This window comes from Paenibacillus antri, assembly GCF_005765165.1.
Classification (GTDB): domain Bacteria; phylum Bacillota; class Bacilli; order Paenibacillales; family YIM-B00363; genus Paenibacillus_AE; species Paenibacillus_AE antri.
In genome coordinates this window covers 92,281-112,200 of record NZ_VCIW01000013.1, presented here as the reverse complement: position 1 = coordinate 112,200, position 19,920 = coordinate 92,281, and the positions used below count along the sequence as shown (strand labels likewise).

Below are 19,920 nucleotides of genomic sequence, written 5' to 3'. Positions count from 1 at the left end.
GGATCGCCTCCATTCTTTAATCAATTGGAATTATTAATTATCGAAACAAAGACGCAATCGCGACGCTCGGTCGGAACGAGGTTCGGTTGCGCTTTCAAAAAACAAATTCGATTTCCGTCCAAATATTCCTTCGTTCAAAAATATTATTTTATTGCAAAGACCTCCCCACTTCCCATCCTCATCGTTTTTCTTTATAATTAATTAATCAATCCGTTTGATTATCATGATCAGCACATATTCCCACGACAAAGCGGGGTCCTTGGCTTGCATCCGCAAAAAAACACGAGTCACAAGCTATTAAAATCCATTAACCAACAGAAGGTCTTACAATTAATTTACACGGCCGGGTCTATTTCGCGCGTGGAGCTTGCGCAGAAGACGGGCTTAAGTCAACAGACCGTTACCAATATCGTCAACAGGCTGCTAGAAGAAGGCGTCGTATACGAAGGCGAACATCTGCCTTTAGAAGCGGGAAGCGGGCGCAAACGAATTCAACTGTACGTCAACAGCTCCAACTTCTACGTCATCGGTATCGAACTGGCGGGAAAGTATATTCGAGGGTCGATTTGTGATTTTCGCCCTGAGGTTCTCTACAGCGCAGAACGCCGCACCGAAAAATACCTCAATTCGGAGCACTTGCTCCAACTGCTCGGCGAAGTCATCGAAGAACTGCTCGACCAATCGCCGGACGTTGCCCGTACGAGAGGGATCGGAGTCAGCGTACAAGGGTTGGTAGACTCGCGAGAGGGCGTGTTGCTGCGGACGCCGGGGATCGGTTTCGAGCGAATCCCTGTAAGGGCTGTGTTGGAGCAGAAGTATGAGTTGCCGGTATATTTAGAAAACGATGCGAATTTGCTCGCGCTCAACGAGAATATGAACGGCTCGCTCTCCGATTCCGTGGAAAATATTACATTAAAGTTCGATTATGGCATCGGCGGCGCGATCGTGTCGGAGAAGCGTCTGATTTCCGGCTCGACCTTCGTGGCCGGCGAGTTCGGGCATGTGAAAGCCTTCACAGGGAAAGACGCTCATCTTTGTCTATGCGGGGGCGTCGGCTGCCTCACGACGCTGCTTTCGATCAGCGGTCTCGGGGTGACGACGGGTTACACGCTGGACAGCCTCGCTCGCGCCTATCATAACGGGGACGAGGAGGTCGTACGGATGTACGGCGCCATGGTGGATGCCCTCGCGACGACGCTTAGCAATGCGGTAACGTTCCTCAACCCGGATCGCGTGCTTCTGACCGGCCGGGTATTAACCGCCGTGCGCAAGGACATCCTCTCGATTCTTACGGAGAAGGTGCAGAACAACATTCCGTTAACGAGCCGCGGCGTAAAGCTGATTCACATGGAACGGATGCCCGACGAGACGCTTCTGGCGGCCAGACTGGTGCTTAAGCACGTGTTCGAAGTCCCCCTGGAAGCCCTAGGAATTTAATCGACTGCCGCCGGCACGCTGCCGGCGGCAGTTTCGTTCCCAGAGCTCCGGGAAGTACGACAAGCGTTCTATCTTGCTTCTGTCCACTCATAAACTGGTGATAACGGAAATGGACAGGGGTCTTGCTATGGACGGAGAATTGCTGCTTGTCGGCTTAGTCGTTATCGGCCTGATCGGGCGGTCCCGCAATGTTACAACCTCGGCATGCATTCTCCTCATCATAAAGCTGCTCTCTCTGGATCAACTCCTCCCCGTCATCGAACGAAGAGGACTTGAGACGGGGCTCATGCTGCTTACGATCGGGGTGCTAGTCCCTTTTTTGAGCGGGAAAATTACTAAGAAAGACGTCGCTTCCATCTTCACAAGCCCGCCGGGGATCCTTGCGTTGGCCGGCGGCGCGCTGGCCACGTACACGAACGGGACAGGCCTGCAGCTGCTGCAAGCCGAGCCCCATCTTATCGCCGGGCTCGTCATCGGCTCCATATTCGGCATCGTCTTCTTAAAAGGGGTTCCCGCCGGGCCGCTGATGGCTGCGGGAATCGCGGCCATGCTGATGATGATCAAAGATTTCTTCTTCGGTTAACGGCTCCAGTCGATACGCCATCCAGTCTTCGTCGAAATATCGCCCACCATATTTCAATGCGTTCCGCTCGACGCCAAACCTCTTAAAGCCTAGGGATTCATACAACCTTTTGGCAGGGACATTGTCGGATACGACCGTTAGGTTGATTTGCTCGACCCCTTCCAGCTTTTTCGCCATTCGCAATAACTCGGTCATGATCGCTTTCCCCGCGCCTCTCCCGCGGCTTTCCGGGGACACGTACATACCGAACACGTTCCCCTTATGTTCGGTCTTCGTACCGGTTTCTCGCACGAAGGTTACGATCGCGGCCAGCGCGCCATTATCTAGGAAAGCCCCTAATGTAAATCGATTCTGCGCCGGCCGAATCCGCTCGATTATCGACTCCGGCGGAACCCCCGCCTCCTTCTCATAAGTCGACCCGAATGCTTCGGGGTCGGTCCGCAAGGCTTGCAACCGGACATGCCGGTATGCCTCCGCATCCGATGCTTCTAATACGCGAATGTGGACGTTCATGTTTTTTTCCTCCTTCGGTCACAAATCGCACGACCTGATCGTTATATTCGAAACAAAAACGAAATGGAGTGCGAAAAAACGGATGAAATCTATGACACGTTTCGAACATCTCGCGCGGTGGCTGTTGGGGATCACTTTTTTGATCGGTGCATGTAACGGGTTTATGTTCGTTCTCGGATTTCCGCCGATTCTGCCTACGGATCCGGAGATCGTCGCCTTATATCGAGGCTCGGACGCCCTGCTGGCGCTGCACAAAAGCATCGAACTGGGATGCGCCGTATTGTTGCTTCGCAATCGGCTCATCCTGCCCGCGCTCATTATCCTCGCGCCCGTCGTCCTCGGCATCGTGGCGGTGCACGCAGCGTTCGATCCGGGCTTCTTGCCTGCTGCGGGCTTGATCTTTGCGCTCGAAGCCTATTTACTATATGTGTACGGCGCTCGATCGAAAGGAGGACCCGAATGGAAACGAAACTCGTCGAAGCAAGATGGGAAGACTGGTATTCGCAATACCGATCTTTCTTGACCGGACTCGCCTATCAGATGCTAGGCACGCTGCACGAAGCGGAGGACATCGTACAGGAAACGTTCCTTCAAGCGCGTGCATACATCTCAAGGGAGATCGATAACCCGAAAGCGTTACTGGCCAAAATCGCTACCAACCGATGCTTGGACACGATGAAATCTGCAAGGTGGCGGAACGAACGCGGCTCCGGAACATGGCTTCCGGAGCTTCTGCCCGTCGATTCGCCGGTCGCGCCGATCGAGGAACAAGTGCTTCGGAACGACAGGTTGTCCATCGCCGCGTTTCTGTTGATGGAAGCCTTGCCTCCGATCGACCGCGCCGTCTATGTGCTTCGGGAAGTGTTCGAATGGAACTATAAAGACATCTCGAAAGTCGTTGATCGCACGGAGCTCGCATGCCGAAAAATTTACAGCCGCGCCAAGAGCAAGGTGGGTCGCGACCCTGAAGTAACGATGGTTTCTCGACCGATGAAGCCGTTCGTAACGTGTTTATTATACGCGTTGTCGGAAGGGGACTTGGCCCCCTTCGTTCGCTTGCTCTCGCAAGACGTCGTATTATATACGGACCGAGGTCCGGGCGTACGGACGGCGACGAACCCGATTGTATCCTCAGGGCATGTCGCCGCTTACCTTCATGGCTTGCTGAACATCACGGCACGGACGCTGGGTCCGCTTCGGTTCGAACTCGTCGCGACCAACGGAGGTCCGGCCTTGTTGGCCGAATCGGATGGAGAATTACAGGGCATCCTAGCGCTCGAAGTAAAAGCTACGCTCGTACGCAGCATCTTTATCATAAGAAATCCCGACAAGTTAGGCCCCATTGCCGACGCCTATGGCTTAAAGCCTTTCCAGACAATAGCAGGCCAGTAGATGGCGCCGCATCAATACAGATAGCTCCGTCGTGCTCCCGAGATGATCGCCTATTCCAAGATCGGCACAAACACTTCGGCTCCGCTCGGCCATACCGGATTCTCAAAATGATACACTTCTAGTGCAAGAGCTCTTTCGTTCGGTCGAAGTCGGTTTCCCTTCAAATATTCGCGGATGTCCTGATAAGGATCCCCTGCGGACACGACCTTGGCATACCGGTGCGGCGGCACGGTAAACCCGATCATCCCTTCCGGTATGGCGGAAAGATCGGCTGCTTCCATACAAACAAAATAGGTAAAGAGAACTTCCGATGAAAAGCTGGGGCTTACACATCGCTCCGGTCGGATGGCGTTGGAAATTTCGTCTTTGCGCGTTAGGAATTCCTGTTTCATCTTTTCCACCCTATCAGGCTGATGACCCTTGAACGGCGAGGTGATGCTCAAGCCGATCAGATGAATTTCCGGCAGCTCAACTACTTGTACTTGGCGAATTGCTGTCATTTCGCGCTCCTCCTTCGGGCACAGAATCCGACGATCTCTTTGCTCGCATCCAATATTGCATAATGGTCACCGTCGAGCAATCCCCTTACTGCATCCGGAGTTCGTTCACTATTATAAAAATCGTACGGTTCTTCGTAAGTCCATAGCAAAATCGCGTTAGCGACATCGTCGCTCATCGGCACAATATACAGCACCTAATAGTCTCCCGCTACAGTTTCCCGTTCATAGTAACCATTGGAATGACCTGCCGTGCCCGTCGATCTGAGCCAGCGTTTCTTTGTATTCCATCCCGTCTTTGTAATAATCGAGATGGAGAAGATGCAGATCCCACATATTGTTATAGAGGTGGAAGACTTCTCTCTCCTTGCCGATAGCTCGAAAATGCTGCTCTAAGGCGATCCTAGCCTCATGAGTCATCTGATTGGCTACATGAGTGTGAAATACGCATAACGTTGAATCTTTACGAATGTTTGAAGCTATTTCCGGCAGTAAAGCAACGCCATCCCCCTCAAGTAACTCCAAGGATTCATCTTCCAGACACGACGCGGCTTTTTCAAAGCGGGATAGCCGTTCTTGGTGCTCGGGCCAAATCAGTGCTTTCAGCCATAAATAATCTTCAGGCTCGGCGAGATCGTTCACATGCAAATCTATTCCGATTCTCGACGCGACTGGCGGGCTGCGCTTAAAGAGGAACGGGGATTTATCTCCTCGGAGCTCGGACGCGATCTCCAGGACCGCCGATTCGTTACCGTACTTTGGACCGTCGGTAACGTAAGAATAACTGTATTTATCCCACAAAAGCTGCAATCCGGCGCTTGTTCCGATCTCAATGAGTGCCAAGGGTCTTTCGGTTAATTTAGAAATGTAGCAAAAGCTCGGATACAAGTAGGCGCAGCGACTCACTTCGTTCGTTTGTACAAGCTTGGTTTGGATGATCTGAATGATCTCTTGTTCGTACTGCTTACAAAAATCCTTAAACCGATGAATGGCGGTCGAAGACTCTCGAGGCTCCCTTACAATGCTTGGGTAATACTCCGCTAAGGGGTGATCTACGCCCTCTAACAAAAGATAATGAACCGCGCCTAGGAATAGGTTCGGAACGGGTTGACCCATTCTCGATTGCGCGGCCAGCCGAAGCAGCGTTGCGTCGTCGGCGATGTTCCCGGCAAGATGTTCGTAGAGGCTGCTAGAACCCTTACATTCCTTTGCGGCAAATCCCCTGAACCGCTCGGACAAAACATGCATTTCCATCCAGACACCGCCCGTCTTCCATTTAGTGGAATCATAACACGACTTAAGATGGAATCACACCTCATTGTTTTTATAGAACCGATCGGTTTCGTTAATCAAAATCAACCGAAGCAATGTTATACTGGTGACAATTGGAACACGAATAAGGAGGGTTCGATCTGCTTCCCAAAGCGCTCTTACTCGATCTTGACGACACGTTAATTGCCTTCGACCATGGCCTTGATCTGCAGCAATGTTGGTTGGAGGCATGTAACTTACATCTTTCCGATACCCATCTTGAGGTAATTCCCACACTTGTAGAGGCGATTCAGCGGCAGGCGCGTTGGCACTGGAGCGATGCGGAACGGCACAGAGTCGGTCGATTGCAACTTCCCGAAGCCAGAAGGCAGATCATAACCGAGGCTCTCCGCCAATCGGGAATTTTGAAAACACCTGAGACGGCGCTGCAAATCGCACGATCTTACGGTAAATTACGCGACGAGCTCATTACCCTGCATCCAGGCGCTGTCGATACGTTGATAACGGCTAGAAGCTTTGGGTTGCGGCTCGCTTTACTAACGAACGGAGCTTCGGAGCCGCAATGGGGCAAAATCAATCGGTTCCGATTGGCGCAGTACTTCGATCAGATTATCGTCGAGGAGGATTTCGGGATCGGGAAGCCGGAGCCTGCTGTCTACAAACATGCGTTGGAGCTGCTTGACGTGCGCGCCGAAGACGCCTGGATGGTGGGAGATAATTATGAGTGGGAGATCGCGGCGCCTGCGAAACTAGGAATTCGGGGCATCTGGATCAACCCTGCGGGGAAATCCTCCCCGGCCGGGATCCAACCGTATTTGACGCTTCGGACGATCGAAGAACTGAAGCACGAACTTACCAGGCGTATCGACTAACGGAAAACCTCCCGTTCAAAACCGAACGGGAGGCTTACTAACAGGTTATCTCTAAGGAACCTTTTGCGAAATCATTTTCGCCATCGCATGCTTATGAGGAATCCCCGATGAGTTACAGTCGAACACGGTTTCCGAACTCTCTAAAATAAGCCAATCATGATAATGAGAAAGCAGCTCCCCCGAATACCACTTATATGCATTCTCTTCCCGTTCCGGGGGAGGCGCAATAAAAGGTTTCTCCAGAAAGACGTTAAAGGCGTGCACGCCCTCCGGGTTTGTAAATTGCTTGTAATTCATGAAAATTTCATCGCGGTAGTCGGGTTTGATGTAATGGAGCACTCCGCTGGAAAACAAAATATCGAAATGGGTATCTAAGCGAAAATCCAATAAATCCGCTTTAAAAACATTGACGTGAACGCCGATCTTGTCGGCGAGCTTCTTCGTCTTCTCGATTCCCGCATCCGAGACGTCGAACGCGGTGACCTCGTACCCGTTTCTCGCGAAAAATACGGCATCCTTCCCCTCCCCGCACCCGATGTCCAATAGCTTGAGGCGTCGCGTCGGCGGCCGTATTCGCAGAACTTGGTAACAGGCCGTATTCGGCTCCGTTCCCCAATAATAATCAGGAGTTTTATATGCATCCTCGTAGATGGAGATTCGACCGTCCTGCGAAATATAGCCGAGCAACTTCTCGATGCTTACCTCCAACGCTTTAGATAAATCCGGAAGCAGCGCAAGGTCCGGCATGGTTAACGCATTTTCCCATTTCGACACCGCTTGATAAGAAAGCCCGAGCATCCGTCCAAGCTCCTCCTGGGTATAGCCTCTTTCTTTCCGATATCTTGCGATATTCCGAGCCAAAGTTTCCTTCATGGCGATCCCCCTTCCTCTCACCAACCATTTTATGGGCGATCTGCGATTGGAACAATAACCGCTTAAGCGAAAATTCGATATCCTCAACCCACGGTTGAGTCCGCGAACGTTCGGGTCGATTCGCATTTTGCATATGCCCCGCAGTCTGATAAAATTTCGGTAACCGTTCACTCCACTACACAACGAGGTGTTCATTTATGAGCGATATACGAAAATCGGCCACGTTCGCCGGCGGCTGCTTCTGGTGCATGGTGAAGCCGTTCGACGAAGAGCCCGGCATCCACTCCGTCGTCTCCGGATATACGGGCGGCCACGTCGAGAACCCAACGTACGAGCAAGTATGCTCGGATACGACGGGCCATTACGAAGCCGTGCAAATTACGTACGATCCCGAGGTATTCTCTTACGAACGACTGCTCGAGCTGTTCTGGCAGCAGATCGATCCGACCGACCCCGGCGGCCAATTCGGCGATCGCGGCGACTCTTACCGCACGGCCATCTTCGTGCATGACGAGGAGCAGCGAACGCTCGCGGAAGAGTCGAAACGTCGCCTTGCCGAAAGTGGCCGATTCGCCAAGCCGATCGTCACGCCGATCCTGCCGGCGGCTCCGTTTTATCCGGCGGAGGCCTATCATCAACAGTATTACAAGACGAATCCGGTTCGGTATAAGGCATATTTCGCCGGCTCGGGCCGCGAGCGCTTCATTAAGGAAGCCTGGAAGGATCGAGAAAAGGATGCGGAGCTGAAACGCCGACTCTCCCCGATTCAATACGAAGTTACCCAAAACAACGCTACCGAGCCTCCGTTCCGCAACGAATACTGGGATCATACGGAGGAAGGCATCTACGTCGATATCGTTTCCGGCGAACCGTTGTTCAGTTCTCGCGACAAGTTCGACGCGCACTGCGGATGGCCGTCTTTCACGAAGCCGATCGACGATGCCGGCGTAACCGAGCATATCGACGTCAGCCATAACATGATCCGAACCGAGGTTCGCAGCAAGGAAGGCGATTCGCACCTCGGCCATCTGTTCGAAGACGGTCCTCAGCCGACCGGCCTCCGGTATTGCATCAACTCCGCCGCCCTTCGGTTCATACCGAAGGACAAACTCGAGGAGGAAGGGTACGGGGAATTCGCGAAGCTTTTCAAATCGTAAGCTGCATGACGAATAACGGCAGCCCGGGACGCGCTTGCGTCCTTGGCTGCCGTTCGTTTCGCGGTTGACCCGCAGCTTATTCCCTGCGTTAGATTGCAACCGGCGCAGTCGCCTTAGGCTGATCCTGCCTTTCGCCGATCCCGCGCCACAGCATGCTGCCCAACACGACGAATGCGATCCCGACTACGATTCTTTCTAAATAGTCGCCCATCGGGGCGAAATCGAGGGAGATGCCGATCATCAGAAGGATTAACGCCCAACGCGGCACGACCCGGTGCTTCAGCGACACGCCGGCGAACAGAAGGTAAGCAATCCATTTCAGCGCAATGTTGCCGAGCGTCGCAATCATAAACAGGAGCGGCGGCATGCTGGTGGATAACATAATCTCGGGATCCAACCGCACCAGCTCCGGCGCCAAAAGAAGCAGCCCGTACTGGTGGCCCGCCCACAGCGCCGTCACCAACAGCAAGAAAATGTACGAGAACATGCCGAAGCGTCCCATCTTGTGGAGCTGTACGAGAAAGAGGCCGGTAAATAAGAACAACGAACACAACATCGCCATGGCGTCAAGCGTCCAGCCGATCATGCCTTCCACGCCGCCGGTATACTCCGGTTGGATGAAAAATCGAGCCGGAATTTGCGCCATACCTCCCAACATCCCGATAAAACCGAACACCTTCGCCGCTTTTTGCAATTCCATCGTCATCAACAATCCCTTCGCTTCGAGTTTGCTTGCTTTCGAAACTCATTGTAGCGAGAGAAGTCATCATATGAGCAGTGATCGGTGTCATGCGTGATGTCATATGGCTGGATCGTGTAAGGGCAAGAAGATTTCAAGCACGGCGCCGCCTTCCGAGCCGTTCGAACGAAAGCCGAACGTACCGCCCAGCCTCTCGGCGCGCCCGCGCAGCGCTTGCAGGCCGAATCCGAACTCTTCGCCGGCGTACGGGCGTCCTTCGTTGCGTAGACGGAAGCGCAGCCGATCCTTCTCCCTCGTAAGCTCCACCTCGAACGCACGGCTTCCGCCGTGCCGAATGCCGTTGGAGATGCCCTCGAGCAGCGCGGAGTAGAGCAAGCTCTTAAACGACGAAGAGAGCTCGGGCAAGTTTGCGTCGAAGCGCTGCCGAATTTCCACGTCCGCATGGTGTTCCGTTTCCAGCGCGGCCCGTTGCATCAAATCGATAATCGGCTCCGACCAAGCGTCGTCCCGCAGCATGCGAACGGAAGCGCGAATGTCGTCCAACCCTTTCCGCACAAGCTCCTGGGCGGTCTCCACCTTGCGCTGAGCCTGGTCGGGATCGCGACCGAGCAATAGCTGCCCCGCCTCCAGCTGCACGATTGCACCGGTGAGCGTATGTCCGACGACGTCGTGGATTTCATGCGCGACCCGGTTGCGTTCTTCCATCGCGGCCCGATCGGCAATCGCCTGCGTCAACGCCTCCGTTCGGTCTTGCACCTTCCGCTCCAGCCCCGCGTTCAGCTGCTGCACCTCTCGTTGGGTCGCCCAATAGCGCCGCAGCATGACGGCTGTAAATCCGAGCGCCAACGCTAAACTCGAAGCTACGCCGCCGCCCTGGACCGGGAGGGCTATGGCGGTCGCGAAATCCAAGAAATACACCGTAAAAGCGAATAGGAAGAATGAGTACTCCACGTTCTTCGATTCGCGGCGAATCGAAAGAACGATCAGCACGACGATCGCCAGCATCAAGGCTTGCACGACCAACATCATTAACCCGTTCTCGAGAAAATGAAACGCCTTCGGTTCGACCGCGATGCATCCGATCGCAACCGCGCAAAGGGACCCATAACCGACCCAAAGCGCCCGCGTCATGTTCCGTAACGAAGGATGGACGACTCGCTCGAAGAACAGAAGCGCGAATATCGGCCATCCGACCGCGCCCGCGATGCCCAAAGCGAAATACACGTCGGGCGCCGTTAGGAAGAGGGACTTGGATTGAATCCTCACGAGGAAGTTCAGCGATAAGCACCATGCGAACAGGGCGAGAATGAGGTGCAGCGGTTCCCGCGGGAACGCCGCGTATAAGCCGATCGCGACCAGGCCCAGGAACAGCAGAATCATAAAGCTTACGAAGAGCAGCAGGTCCGACCGAAAGAGATGCGTTACCCAATCGGCGGACTCGGCCATCTCGATCGCCCAAGGCACGGAGGCCAGCCGGTCAAGTCGGAGGATCAGCGGACCGCCAGCCTCTTCCGGCTGCAACGGCATGGCGGACCATTCCGTCACGAACCGGGGATCGTGTCCGAGCTCGTTCAACGTCTCTTCCCGTACTTCCGTACCGTCCTTGTATAAAGCAACCACAGGTACGGAAGGGTAAAATACAAGCCGCGGATCCTTCCATGGTCCGCTTGCCCCCTCGAGCTTCAGCCACAACGGATGCCCTTCGCCGTCGGGGGTCGAGGGAAGCCCTGCTTGCCAGCTCCCCATGGATGGCGGCTGCGTTCCCCAAGCGTGTCGTACTTCCAAGGATACGACGGAATCGGGCCTCGGAACGGCGGTTGCGTGGAGAATTCCATACACCAACAGCTGAAAGAAAACCGCCCCGGCCATAAACAGGTAGTGCGAAGACGTAAACCGCCGCTTCATGCCTCCCCCAACGCCTCTCGCAGCCGTACCAGCGCAAGCGCCCGCTCGTTCGTGCCGAGCTTCTGGTATATGGCGCTTACGTAATTCCGCGTCGTCCCCTCCGACAGGTAGAGCGCCGCTGCGATTTGCCGATTATTCCACCCTTTCAGCAGCAACCGCGCGATTTCCGCTTCCCGATCCGTCAGCTTGATATCGCCTTCCTTCCAGCGTCGGCTCTCCTTCCCGTCTTCCATATGGGCGGTCATGCTTTGCAGCCGTTCGGCCAGCTTCGCCGCGATCGCCGCCGGGAGCACCAACTCCCCTCGGATCGCCTCGCGAATGCTCTCTACGAGCTTGGCACTTCGAATATCCTTAAGGAGAAAACCGGATGCCCCGTGCGCCATGCACTCTACGATGGCGTTGGATTCGGCGAACGTCGAGAGAATGAGAATCGCGACGTCCGGATAGGCGGCTTTCATGCGCTTCGTCGTCTCCACCCCATCGAGCAACGGCATTCGAATATCCATGAGCACGATATCCGGACGAAGTCGTTCGACCAATTCCAGCGCTTCGACGCCGTTCGCGGCCGTCCCGACCACCTCCATATCCTCTTGTACGTCTAAAATCGTCGATAAGCCGTCAACCAATATATTTTGATCGTCAACGATCGCAATGCGATGCTTCAGCGTCACCACGCCCCCGTCTCGTACTTTCATCATTCCATCCTTATTCGAACAAGATAGGTTTCGCCTGTAACCGCCAACCCTTCTTCGGTGGCATGTCTTTCGAAGCTCTCCTCGATTTCCGGCATCCAAGTATCCACAACCATTTCATAGATAGAAGGCCTTTGTCCGAAGCAGCAAATCTTCACGATATCCAAAGGCTCATGTAAGTAGGATGCGCTCTTCACGATTTCGATGGAGGCTTGATCGAGCAATCCCCCTTTTTCTAAATTAGCCTTCAGTTTATCCAACACGGGCGTGCCCTCGCGCAACGGTTCGAATAGGTCGGGGAACAGCTGCGGCAGCTCCGGCGACAACCGGTCGCCTGGATGAAGGCCCATTATGCGACCGCCTTGTTTCACAATCCGTCGAACGTCGACATACGCGGAGGTCGGTCCCTTGCGGTTATACGCGCAATCGAATGCGTTGTCGTCGAACGGGAGCCTCTGTTTCGAATCGGCCGCGACGAAGGATACATTCGCAAAGCCTTTCGCTTTCCCCGCTTCGATAAAATCGTCGGTAATGTCTATGCCGACGATTTGTTTTACCACCGGACCCCAACGAACCGTAAACTCTCCGTGTCCGCACCCGATGTCTAAAACGATCTTATTCCGGACCATAGATGAGACCTCTTCCTCGAAAATCGCCTCGGCATTCGGCCCCGAAATCGTCAAATTCCACGGAAGACGATACTGTCCGGTCATTTTACCGAGCTGCGCATACCACGCAAGCGAGTGCGGAGGCAACCAATCCTTATGCGTTCTTGGGTTCGCTAGTTCTTTTCCCGACATGGCCCCTCCAAATAATTCAGCAGGAATTCTCGATCCTCCGGGAAGGAAAACGGCAGAGCTTTCATTTGCTCCCGGCTCTTCCAATCAATATCGTAAATCAGTCCGTCCGGGTCTTGAATCGTCGGAGTACCGTCTACGATCTCCGCTTCGAAGTAAGTAACATGATATTCCGCAGTGCCGTGCGATCCCGTTTTTTCTTTGATTTTCTTAACGACCTTGCTCCTGTACCCCGTCTCTTCGAACACTTCCCTCATGCAGCATTGCTCTAACGTTTCTCCCGGTTCGATCCCGCCGGAGGGGACGGACCAACGCTTCTCCTCTTCCGGTTTCCCTTGCAGCACCATGAGCAATCGGCCGTCCGCATCGACGCATACGGCCGCCGCTCCGATCCACTGGCTTATCGGAACGGATAAACTTTGAATTACCCGTTTCACTTGTCGATCGTCCTTCATTGCGGCAAGCGAAAACCATGCCAGTCCCTTCAAGATTTGGTCGCTTGAAGCCAACTCCGGATCATACCCAAGCCGTGCGTCTTCCCCATCGTCGACACGGACTAAATAACAATGTTCAGGACCGTAGGCGTACGTATCTTCGAAGAGCAGTCGTTCGACGGTCCCGTTCAAGCTTACTTCCTCTCTTACTTCCCGCAATACCGCCGCTTCCAAGGTTTCCCCCGTTTCGACGGCGCCTCCGGGGAGCGTCCAATAGCTCTGATCCCCGTGCTCGTGCAGCACCATTAAGATGCGGTCGTCTTTCATAATCGCGGCGCAAACTCTCGGTCTACTCACCGCCGGGACACCTCCAGATTCATCAATAATCGTTCGACTTCCGACGCTGCGTCCAATTGATGTTCCGCGACGAGAAACAAGCGTTTACATTCCGATGAGTCCGGCTGTTTTTCCAGTTTCTTAAGCAGCTTGGGAACTTCCCATACGGAACGCAACGCGAAAGCCGCGAAACAACCGATTCGCGGAAGGGTTTCGTCTCCGCCCCAGCCGGAGCGCTTCATGCCGCCGATGTATGACGACATGAAGAGCTCGCGGTATTCTCCAAATCGTTCGACAGGCACATCGCCACGGCTTACGGCCAACCCTAGGAAACGGCCGAGATCTTCTCCGATTCCGGAAATACTCGCGAATTGCCAATCGATCACCGCAAGCTTCCCTTCCTCTTGTCGGGCGGCGTCCAACATCGTATTATGCTCGTAAACATCTTGGTGGGAGAGTGTCCTTGGAAGCTGCTCGAGCGCTTGTAACCATGCGCCGATCGAACCTTCCAACCGAGTAAACCGTTGAATCAGGGAGGCCGATCTTCGATCGGATAATAGCGATGCCATAGCTTGCGGATCCGGTACATCCCGGTAACGGATACATTCCTTGATCCACGAGCGCAGCCACTGTTTATTCAACCAAGGAGCTTCGGGAAGCGGATGTCCTGTCAGATAAGCAGCGTGGAACTCTCCCAGCTTTCCCGCGGCGTATCGATAATCGTCCCATCCCCATGTTCTCCGCTCATGAGGGATATCTTCCAACCACAACCATACCGATCCGTCGACCTGTCCGTCGATCCCATAGCATTGCGGCGCAACGATGTTCGCCGGCAAATTGCGAAGAAGTTCTGAATCGTAAACCAAAATCTCGCGGCGCCAGTAATTATAATGGGCGGGGTCATCCCGTCGAGGATCTTCTCTTACGACTTTAACAATGACCGACCAAGCCCGGACCGCCCCGTTCCGCAACCTGGTATTTCCGGATATTCTGAAAACCCCCGCGGTTACGAAATTGTTAGCGCGCGGGCCGATCGGATGGCAGCTCCAGTCCATGAGGACTGCGCTCTCTTCCGTTAAGATCCGGTTAGAGATCGCCTGCAGACGATCTACGTCTATCTCTTTTGCAATGTCATTTTCAGTAGCCATACTTCACCTCTACGTCATCGTCATAACGACTTATATGATTTCGAAATCCGCGATCTCGCTTGTTTTGGCGTAGCGGATTAGTCCGCGTATAGCTCCATAGCCGACTCTTTCATGGGTACGCTTTCAATAGACTCGCCGTTATCCCCGCCCGAGGATAGCCGCTCTGCGACCAATTCGGACAAAGCCGCGTCGATTCGCCTCCGACCTGCGTAACAATCTATTAATTGCGCCGACTACGACTTTCGATTCCTCCATCATACCCTATTCATGTAAATATTCCCATATGGTCAGGACGAGCGGGCCTGCCGTTCTTTCAAAGCTAGGCGCAAACATGTAAAATAAGGTTACGCCATCTTACGATATTTCGCAGCGATCCGCTGCCTAACGATAGGAGCAACTTAAGATGTACTCTACATTGGAATCTTGCATTATCGATCTGGAACGGCACGGTCATCTCGTTCGGATCCGCGAGGAAGTAGATCCCGAACTGGAGATGGCCGCGATCCATCTTCGCGTATTCGAGGCGGGCGGGCCGGCACTCATGTTCGAAAACGTGAAAGGTTCTCGTTATCGAGCGGTCTCCAACCTGTTCGGCACGCTGGAACGAAGCAAGTTTATGTTCCGGCAGACGTGGGAAGCGACGCAAAACGTCATCGCGCTGCGCAACGATCCGATGAAGGCGTTGAAGCAGCCGTTCCGGAACGTTCGAGCGGCGACGGCGGCGACGAAGGCGCTGCCTTTGAAACTCGGCAACGCCTCGGCCGGATTCGAGGAAGCGGCGATTACCGATCTTCCGCTGATCAAGCACTGGCCGATGGACGGAGGCGCCTTCGTCACGCTGCCGCAGGTGTATACCGAAGATCCGGACAAGCCGGGCGTTATGAACGCCAACTTGGGCATGTACCGGGTGCAGCTGACAGGGAACGAGTATGCGGCGAATCAAGAAATCGGGCTCCATTACCAAATTCACCGTGGCATCGGAATTCACCAGCATAAAGCCGACCGGAAGGGCGAACCGCTCAAAGTGAGCATCTTCATCGGCGGACCGCCGGCGCATACGTTGTCGGCCGTTATGCCGCTGCCGGAAGGCTTAAGCGAGCTGACGTTCGCCGGCCTGTTATCGGGACGCCGCTTCCGATACGGTTATGTGGACGACTACTGCGTCAGCGGCGACGCCGACTTCGTCATTACGGGCGAGATTCATCCCGGAGAGACGAAGCCGGAAGGACCGTTCGGCGACCATCTCGGGTACTACAGCTTAGTCCATGCGTTCCCGATGATGCGCGTCCGGAAGGTGTACGCGAAGCGCAACGCGATCTGGCCGTTCACCGTCGTCGGCAGACCGCCTCAAGAGGATACGGCGTTCGGAGCGCTCATTCACGAGTTGACCGGCGACGCCGTGAAGCAGGAGGTGCCGGGCGTGAAGGAGGTTCACGCCGTCGACGCCGCAGGCGTTCACCCGCTGCTGTTCGCCATCGGCAGCGAACGATATACCCCTTACGCCGCGGTGAGACAACCGGCCGAGCTGCTTACGATCGCGAATCGGATCCTCGGCACGGGCCAACTGAGTCTTGCCAAATATTTGTTTATCGCCGCCGAGGAGAGGCAGCCGCTTAGCACGCATCGCGAAGCGGAGTTCTTACAGTACGTGCTGGAGAGGATCGACCTGAAGCGAGATCTCCACTTCCAGACGAATACGACGATCGACACGCTGGACTATTCCGGTACCGGCCTCAACCAAGGAAGCAAAGTCATCTTCGCCGCCTGCGGCGACAAGAAGCGCGAGCTGTGCGCCGACGTTCCGGAGCAGCTTAAGGAGCTGCGCGATTTCGGGAACCCGCGGCTCGCCCTGCCGGGGGTCGTCGCGTTGGAAGGACCGGCCTTCTTCGGCTATACGGAGGCCGAACGGCAGCTGCGGGAGCTGACGGACGCGCTCGGCGCACGCGGCGCGATGCCGGAATGCCCCTTGATCGTGTTATGCGACGACAGCTCCTTCGTCAGCGCGTCGCTGGCTAACTTCTTATGGACGACCTTCACCCGAAGCAATCCGTCCCATGATATATACGGGGTGAACGCCGGGTACGCGTTCAAGCATTGGGGCTGCGACAACGTTGTCATCGACGCGCGGACGAAGCCTCATCACGCCCCGCCCCTCGTCCCCGACCCGTCGGTCGAGAAGCGGATCGACCGGCTGTTCGCCTCCGGCGGCAGCTTGAGCGGCATTTTATAAAAGAATAGAGCGGCAGCCCGGACGGCAACGTCCGGACTGCCGCTCTTCTTTTAAAACTCATGGATTTCGGAAGAATGCACCGCTTCCAAGAAATCCTTCGGCGCTTGGGCGAATCGCAGCTTCGCGAAATTTTCCGGGGGCATGAACCGTTCGAGAATGGGTAAACACGCTTCTACGTCGTTGCGTCTACTCCCGACGACGGGGTCGGTTAAGACGACGAACCCAAAGTCGGCATACAGCTTGATCGCACGATAGCTGGCAGGCTGCGTATGGAGATAGACGGGGTAATCTTCCGGCTGAAGGTCCTGCAAGACCGCGGTAAGCAACGCCCGGCCGATGCCTCTTCCTTCGTATGGCTTCAACACCTTAAACCAATGCAGCGTGTTGACTCGGTTGTAGGCTTTCCATACAAAACATGTGGCGATCGGCTTATCGTCGGCATCGCAGACGAATAAGCACTTTTCGAAAAACGAATCCCCTTCGCCCGCGTATACGTCTTGAAAAAAATTCGTCATATAGCCGCGATAGGCCTCGGCCGTATCCGCATCGTCGAATGGCATCGCTTTCCAGATGTCCAACTCCTCTTTCCTGCACGTTCGGATGCGGAACGGCGGCGGCATGCCGCGAAGCGCAGCCGGGTTCAAGGCGCCGCACATCATAAAGAGATTCAAGTCCGGAATGTCCAAGGCGTCGCTCCCCTCCTCCGGTTCAGTCCTTCTTATCCATCTTTCTCGAGATGTCCTGCAACACCTTATGAATATTGTTTAACGCCAAGAGAATAAATCCGAGCAGTACGTACGATACGATTTCGCCGGTAAAGAAGGAGACGACCGCAAGAATTCCGGCTACGATCGCGTAGTAATAATTCATGACTTCCTCCTCTTCGGTGTAAGCCTACAGACATCCGTAAACGATGTTTTTCAACCTCGGATGGACGTAGGGCTCCTGATTATTCAGCAAATGCTGCGCATACATGACGGTCAATCGCGATGCCGGGTCGATGATGGCGAGACATCCGGCGGCGCCGCTCCACCCGAATTCGCCGTGCGGGCTCAACGATCCGCTCTCCGCCTTCGAGATATGGGTTCTGACGCCCAGCCCGTAGCCGTAGCCGGCCAGCTGCACCCAGGAGAAATCGCCCCGCATCTCCTCGATGAGATGATCGGTTCGCATCAACTCGACCGACACCGGCGACAGAATGCGAACGCCGTCCGGGCTTGTGCCCAGGTTGGTCAGCGCGTTCAAGAACAGCGCGTAGTCGCTTACGGTCGACAGCAGTCCCGCTCCGCCGCTTTCGAACGACGTTCCGATCCGGAATCCGTTCCCGTCTTTGCGAACGGGCTTCCCCAGCGCATCGTTATATTCGTACTGCGGAGCCAGGCGGCTCAGCTGCTCGCCGGAAAGATCGAAGCCCGTATCGCGCATTCCGAGCGGCTCGGTGATCTGTTCCCGCACGTACGCGCCGAAAGTCCTGCCGTCCACGACCTCGACCAATGCGGCGAGCACGTCATGGCAGAGGCTGTAGTTCCATCGCGTGCCGGGTTCGAACAGCAGCGGCTCTTTCGCGAGCGCCGCCGCGAATTCGCGGGTCGGCACCTTGCCTTCCGTACGTCGGACGACGTCCCGAATGGAAGGGGCACCGAGATCGTACGAGAAGCCGGCCGTCATGGCGAACAGATCGCGCACCGCGATCGGTCTCTCCGCCTTCTCCAAAGCGACCGTACCGTCGGGCAGCGTCTTCTTCACGGTCATCTCGGCGTATTCCGGCAAATAGGCCGACAGCGGATCCTGCAGCAGCACGGCGCCCTTCTCGACGAGTTGGAGCCCTGCGGCGCACGTCATGATCTTCGTCAACGAATACAGGTTAATGATCCGCCGGTCGTCGATCGGCGTCTTCTCCTCCAAGTCGGCGCAGCCGTTCCGGTAACGGAACACCGTCTCGTTGCGGTGTATGACCAGCACCTCCGCCCACGGAATGCGCCAAGATGTGATATGGTCGATAAATCGGGACAGCGGCGTGAAATCCAAGGTTCATCATCCTTATGCTTTGAAAATGGTAATGCCTCCATTATTGGTCAGCGAAGCGGACCTGGCAATAGATTTTCCTATTTATTAACTCTCCGGTTCCATGCGAATGACGATTTTCCCGACATGACGTCCGCTCCCGAAATATTCGAAAGCTTCGGCCGCCTCCCGCAGCGGGTAACATCGATCGATGACGGGCGCAAGCTTTCCGGCCGCATAGAACTCGCCCAACAGCCGCAGATCCTGCGGGTTCGGTCTGTGGATCAAGATGCTTAATTTCTTGCGGGTCGCCATCGAAAGCAGCGGGCCGAGGAGAAGCAGCTGAACCAATCGACGGACGGCCCCTCCGACCATGACGTAGGAGCCTTGCGGGCGCAGGATCCGGATGAAATCCAGCGCGGATCGATTGCCCACTACATCTAGGACGAGGTCGTAGGTTTCTCCCATTTTCGAAATATCCTCCGCCGCGTAGTCGACGACTCGATCCGCGCCGATCGAGACGAGCTTATCCAGCTTCCCGGCGGCGTCGACGACGGTCGCGTCTGCACCGTACATCTTAGCGAGCTGCACCGCGAACGTTCCTACGCCTCCGCCCCCGCCGTTGATCAATACGTTCTGTCCTCTCTTGATGCCTCCCTTGACCCTCAAACCCTGTAAAGCAAGGACGCCCGCCTGGGGAACCGACGCGGCTTCCTCGAACGACATGCCGGCCGGCTTCAACGACAAAACGTCCGCTCGAGCGCTAACGTATTCGGAAAATCCGCCGAAGCCGCAGCCGGAGAGGTCCCCGAACACTTCATCCCCGGGACGGAACGCATGGACGCCGCTGCCCACCGCTTCCACCCGTCCGGCAATGTCCGCTCCCAATATGCTGTACTTCGGGGTTCTCAGCCCCTCAAGGCGGGTCAACCACGGCTTCCCTCTTAACAAATCCCAGTCCCATGAATTCAAGGATGCGGCATACACTCGGATCAACGCTTCGCCGGAAGCGGGAATCGGCTTCTCCGCTTCTTGCAGCGCGAGTCGTTCCGCGGTTCCGTAAGAGGTATACATCATC

General features: G+C 55.2%; 21 protein-coding genes and 1 pseudogene. 7 read left to right on the top strand and 15 right to left on the bottom strand.

Annotated features, from left to right (window positions below; genetic code table 11):
* The first annotated feature begins 264 nt into the window (after nucleotides 1-264).
* Nucleotides 265-1,437, top strand: a complete 1,173-nt coding sequence (locus tag FE782_RS18800; RefSeq protein ID WP_138195783.1) for an ROK family transcriptional regulator — start codon at nucleotides 265-267, stop codon at nucleotides 1,435-1,437.
* A gap of 127 nt (nucleotides 1,438-1,564) precedes the next feature.
* Entirely contained in the window at nucleotides 1,565-2,020 is a 456-nt protein-coding gene (locus FE782_RS18795) for a DUF441 domain-containing protein (RefSeq protein WP_138195782.1), read from the top strand.
* Here the strand turns inward: FE782_RS18795 and FE782_RS18790 are convergent.
* Entirely contained in the window at nucleotides 1,937-2,533 is a 597-nt protein-coding gene (locus FE782_RS18790; protein ID WP_138195781.1) for a GNAT family N-acetyltransferase, read from the bottom strand. The genes FE782_RS18795 and FE782_RS18790 overlap by 84 nt on opposite strands.
* On the opposite strand from FE782_RS18790, the gene FE782_RS32350 reads away from it, so the two are divergent.
* Nucleotides 2,520-3,056: a hypothetical protein gene (locus tag FE782_RS32350; RefSeq protein ID WP_162388364.1), complete on the top strand. Its 537-nt coding sequence runs from the start codon at nucleotides 2,520-2,522 to the stop codon at nucleotides 3,054-3,056. The two genes, FE782_RS18790 and FE782_RS32350, sit on opposite strands and share 14 nt — an antisense overlap.
* On the top strand, nucleotides 2,993-3,925 hold the full coding sequence (locus tag FE782_RS18785; protein ID WP_158299456.1) for a sigma factor: 933 nt from the start codon (nucleotides 2,993-2,995) through the stop codon (nucleotides 3,923-3,925). The genes FE782_RS32350 and FE782_RS18785 overlap by 64 nt, the downstream gene beginning before the upstream one ends.
* 50 nt (nucleotides 3,926-3,975) lie before the next feature.
* Here the strand turns inward: FE782_RS18785 and FE782_RS18780 are convergent, their stop codons facing one another.
* The gene (locus FE782_RS18780; protein WP_138195779.1) at nucleotides 3,976-4,425 is read right to left on the bottom strand and encodes a GyrI-like domain-containing protein; all 450 of its coding nucleotides are present in this window, start codon (nucleotides 4,423-4,425) and stop codon (nucleotides 3,976-3,978) included.
* Nucleotides 4,426-4,647: 222 nt separating this feature from the next.
* On the bottom strand, nucleotides 4,648-5,676 hold the full coding sequence (locus tag FE782_RS18775) for a DUF2332 domain-containing protein (protein WP_138195778.1): 1,029 nt from the start codon (nucleotides 5,674-5,676) through the stop codon (nucleotides 4,648-4,650).
* A gap of 158 nt (nucleotides 5,677-5,834) precedes the next feature.
* On the opposite strand from FE782_RS18775, the gene FE782_RS18770 reads away from it, so the two are divergent.
* Complete coding sequence (locus FE782_RS18770; RefSeq protein WP_138195777.1) at nucleotides 5,835-6,566, top strand: HAD family hydrolase; 732 nt, start codon at nucleotides 5,835-5,837, stop codon at nucleotides 6,564-6,566.
* A 51-nt stretch (nucleotides 6,567-6,617) separates the two neighbouring features.
* Here the strand turns inward: FE782_RS18770 and FE782_RS18765 are convergent, their stop codons facing one another.
* The gene (locus FE782_RS18765) at nucleotides 6,618-7,439 is read right to left on the bottom strand and encodes a helix-turn-helix domain-containing protein (protein WP_138195776.1); all 822 of its coding nucleotides are present in this window, start codon (nucleotides 7,437-7,439) and stop codon (nucleotides 6,618-6,620) included.
* 197 nt (nucleotides 7,440-7,636) lie between these two features.
* On the opposite strand from FE782_RS18765, the gene msrA reads away from it, so the two are divergent.
* Nucleotides 7,637-8,596, top strand: coding sequence for a peptide-methionine (S)-S-oxide reductase MsrA (msrA, locus tag FE782_RS18760; RefSeq protein ID WP_138195775.1), 960 nt, complete (start codon nucleotides 7,637-7,639; stop codon nucleotides 8,594-8,596).
* Nucleotides 8,597-8,684: 88 nt separating this feature from the next.
* Here the strand turns inward: msrA and FE782_RS18755 are convergent, their stop codons facing one another.
* From FE782_RS18755 to FE782_RS18730, 7 genes and pseudogenes are all read right to left on the bottom strand, one after another.
* Nucleotides 8,685-9,296: a hypothetical protein gene (locus FE782_RS18755; protein WP_138195774.1), complete on the bottom strand. Its 612-nt coding sequence runs from the start codon at nucleotides 9,294-9,296 to the stop codon at nucleotides 8,685-8,687.
* A gap of 99 nt (nucleotides 9,297-9,395) precedes the next feature.
* The gene (locus FE782_RS18750; protein WP_158299455.1) at nucleotides 9,396-11,042 is read right to left on the bottom strand and encodes a sensor histidine kinase; all 1,647 of its coding nucleotides are present in this window, start codon (nucleotides 11,040-11,042) and stop codon (nucleotides 9,396-9,398) included.
* A 155-nt stretch (nucleotides 11,043-11,197) separates the two neighbouring features.
* Nucleotides 11,198-11,896 carry a response regulator transcription factor gene (locus tag FE782_RS18745; RefSeq protein WP_138195772.1) on the bottom strand — a complete coding sequence of 233 codons (699 nt, stop codon included), beginning with the start codon at nucleotides 11,894-11,896 and terminating at the stop codon, nucleotides 11,198-11,200.
* Nucleotides 11,896-12,777, bottom strand: coding sequence for a class I SAM-dependent methyltransferase (locus tag FE782_RS18740; protein ID WP_238392559.1), 882 nt, complete (start codon nucleotides 12,775-12,777; stop codon nucleotides 11,896-11,898). The genes FE782_RS18745 and FE782_RS18740 overlap by 1 nt, the downstream gene beginning before the upstream one ends.
* The gene (locus FE782_RS32940) at nucleotides 12,675-13,094 is read right to left on the bottom strand and encodes an NUDIX hydrolase (RefSeq protein ID WP_238392567.1); all 420 of its coding nucleotides are present in this window, start codon (nucleotides 13,092-13,094) and stop codon (nucleotides 12,675-12,677) included. Before FE782_RS32940 ends, FE782_RS18740 begins: the two co-directional genes overlap by 103 nt.
* A 51-nt stretch (nucleotides 13,095-13,145) precedes the next feature.
* Nucleotides 13,146-13,481: pseudogene (locus FE782_RS32935) on the bottom strand (NUDIX domain-containing protein); the annotation flags it as partial.
* Nucleotides 13,478-14,608 carry a phosphotransferase gene (locus tag FE782_RS18730; protein WP_138195769.1) on the bottom strand — a complete coding sequence of 377 codons (1,131 nt, stop codon included), beginning with the start codon at nucleotides 14,606-14,608 and terminating at the stop codon, nucleotides 13,478-13,480. The pseudogene FE782_RS32935 and the gene FE782_RS18730, both read right to left, overlap by 4 nt.
* A 403-nt stretch (nucleotides 14,609-15,011) precedes the next feature.
* Between FE782_RS18730 and FE782_RS18725 the strand changes: the two genes are divergently transcribed.
* Nucleotides 15,012-16,838 (top strand): UbiD family decarboxylase, encoded by a 1,827-nt coding sequence (locus FE782_RS18725; RefSeq protein ID WP_138195768.1) that lies wholly within the window; start codon nucleotides 15,012-15,014, stop codon nucleotides 16,836-16,838.
* A 50-nt stretch (nucleotides 16,839-16,888) separates the two neighbouring features.
* On the opposite strand, the gene FE782_RS18720 is transcribed toward FE782_RS18725, so the two are convergent.
* The 4 genes from FE782_RS18720 to FE782_RS18710 all read right to left on the bottom strand — a co-directional run bounded on the left by FE782_RS18720 (nucleotide 16,889) and on the right by FE782_RS18710 (nucleotide 19,919).
* The gene (locus tag FE782_RS18720) at nucleotides 16,889-17,524 is read right to left on the bottom strand and encodes a GNAT family N-acetyltransferase (RefSeq protein ID WP_238392558.1); all 636 of its coding nucleotides are present in this window, start codon (nucleotides 17,522-17,524) and stop codon (nucleotides 16,889-16,891) included.
* Nucleotides 17,525-17,546: 22 nt separating this feature from the next.
* Entirely contained in the window at nucleotides 17,547-17,708 is a 162-nt protein-coding gene (locus tag FE782_RS32650) for a hypothetical protein (RefSeq protein ID WP_202914562.1), read from the bottom strand.
* A 24-nt stretch (nucleotides 17,709-17,732) separates the two neighbouring features.
* Complete coding sequence (locus tag FE782_RS18715) at nucleotides 17,733-18,866, bottom strand: serine hydrolase domain-containing protein (protein WP_138195767.1); 1,134 nt, start codon at nucleotides 18,864-18,866, stop codon at nucleotides 17,733-17,735.
* Between the two features lie 84 nt (nucleotides 18,867-18,950).
* The gene (locus FE782_RS18710; RefSeq protein WP_338016902.1) at nucleotides 18,951-19,919 is read right to left on the bottom strand and encodes an NAD(P)-dependent alcohol dehydrogenase; all 969 of its coding nucleotides are present in this window, start codon (nucleotides 19,917-19,919) and stop codon (nucleotides 18,951-18,953) included.
* Nucleotide 19,920 lies beyond the last annotated feature (1 nt).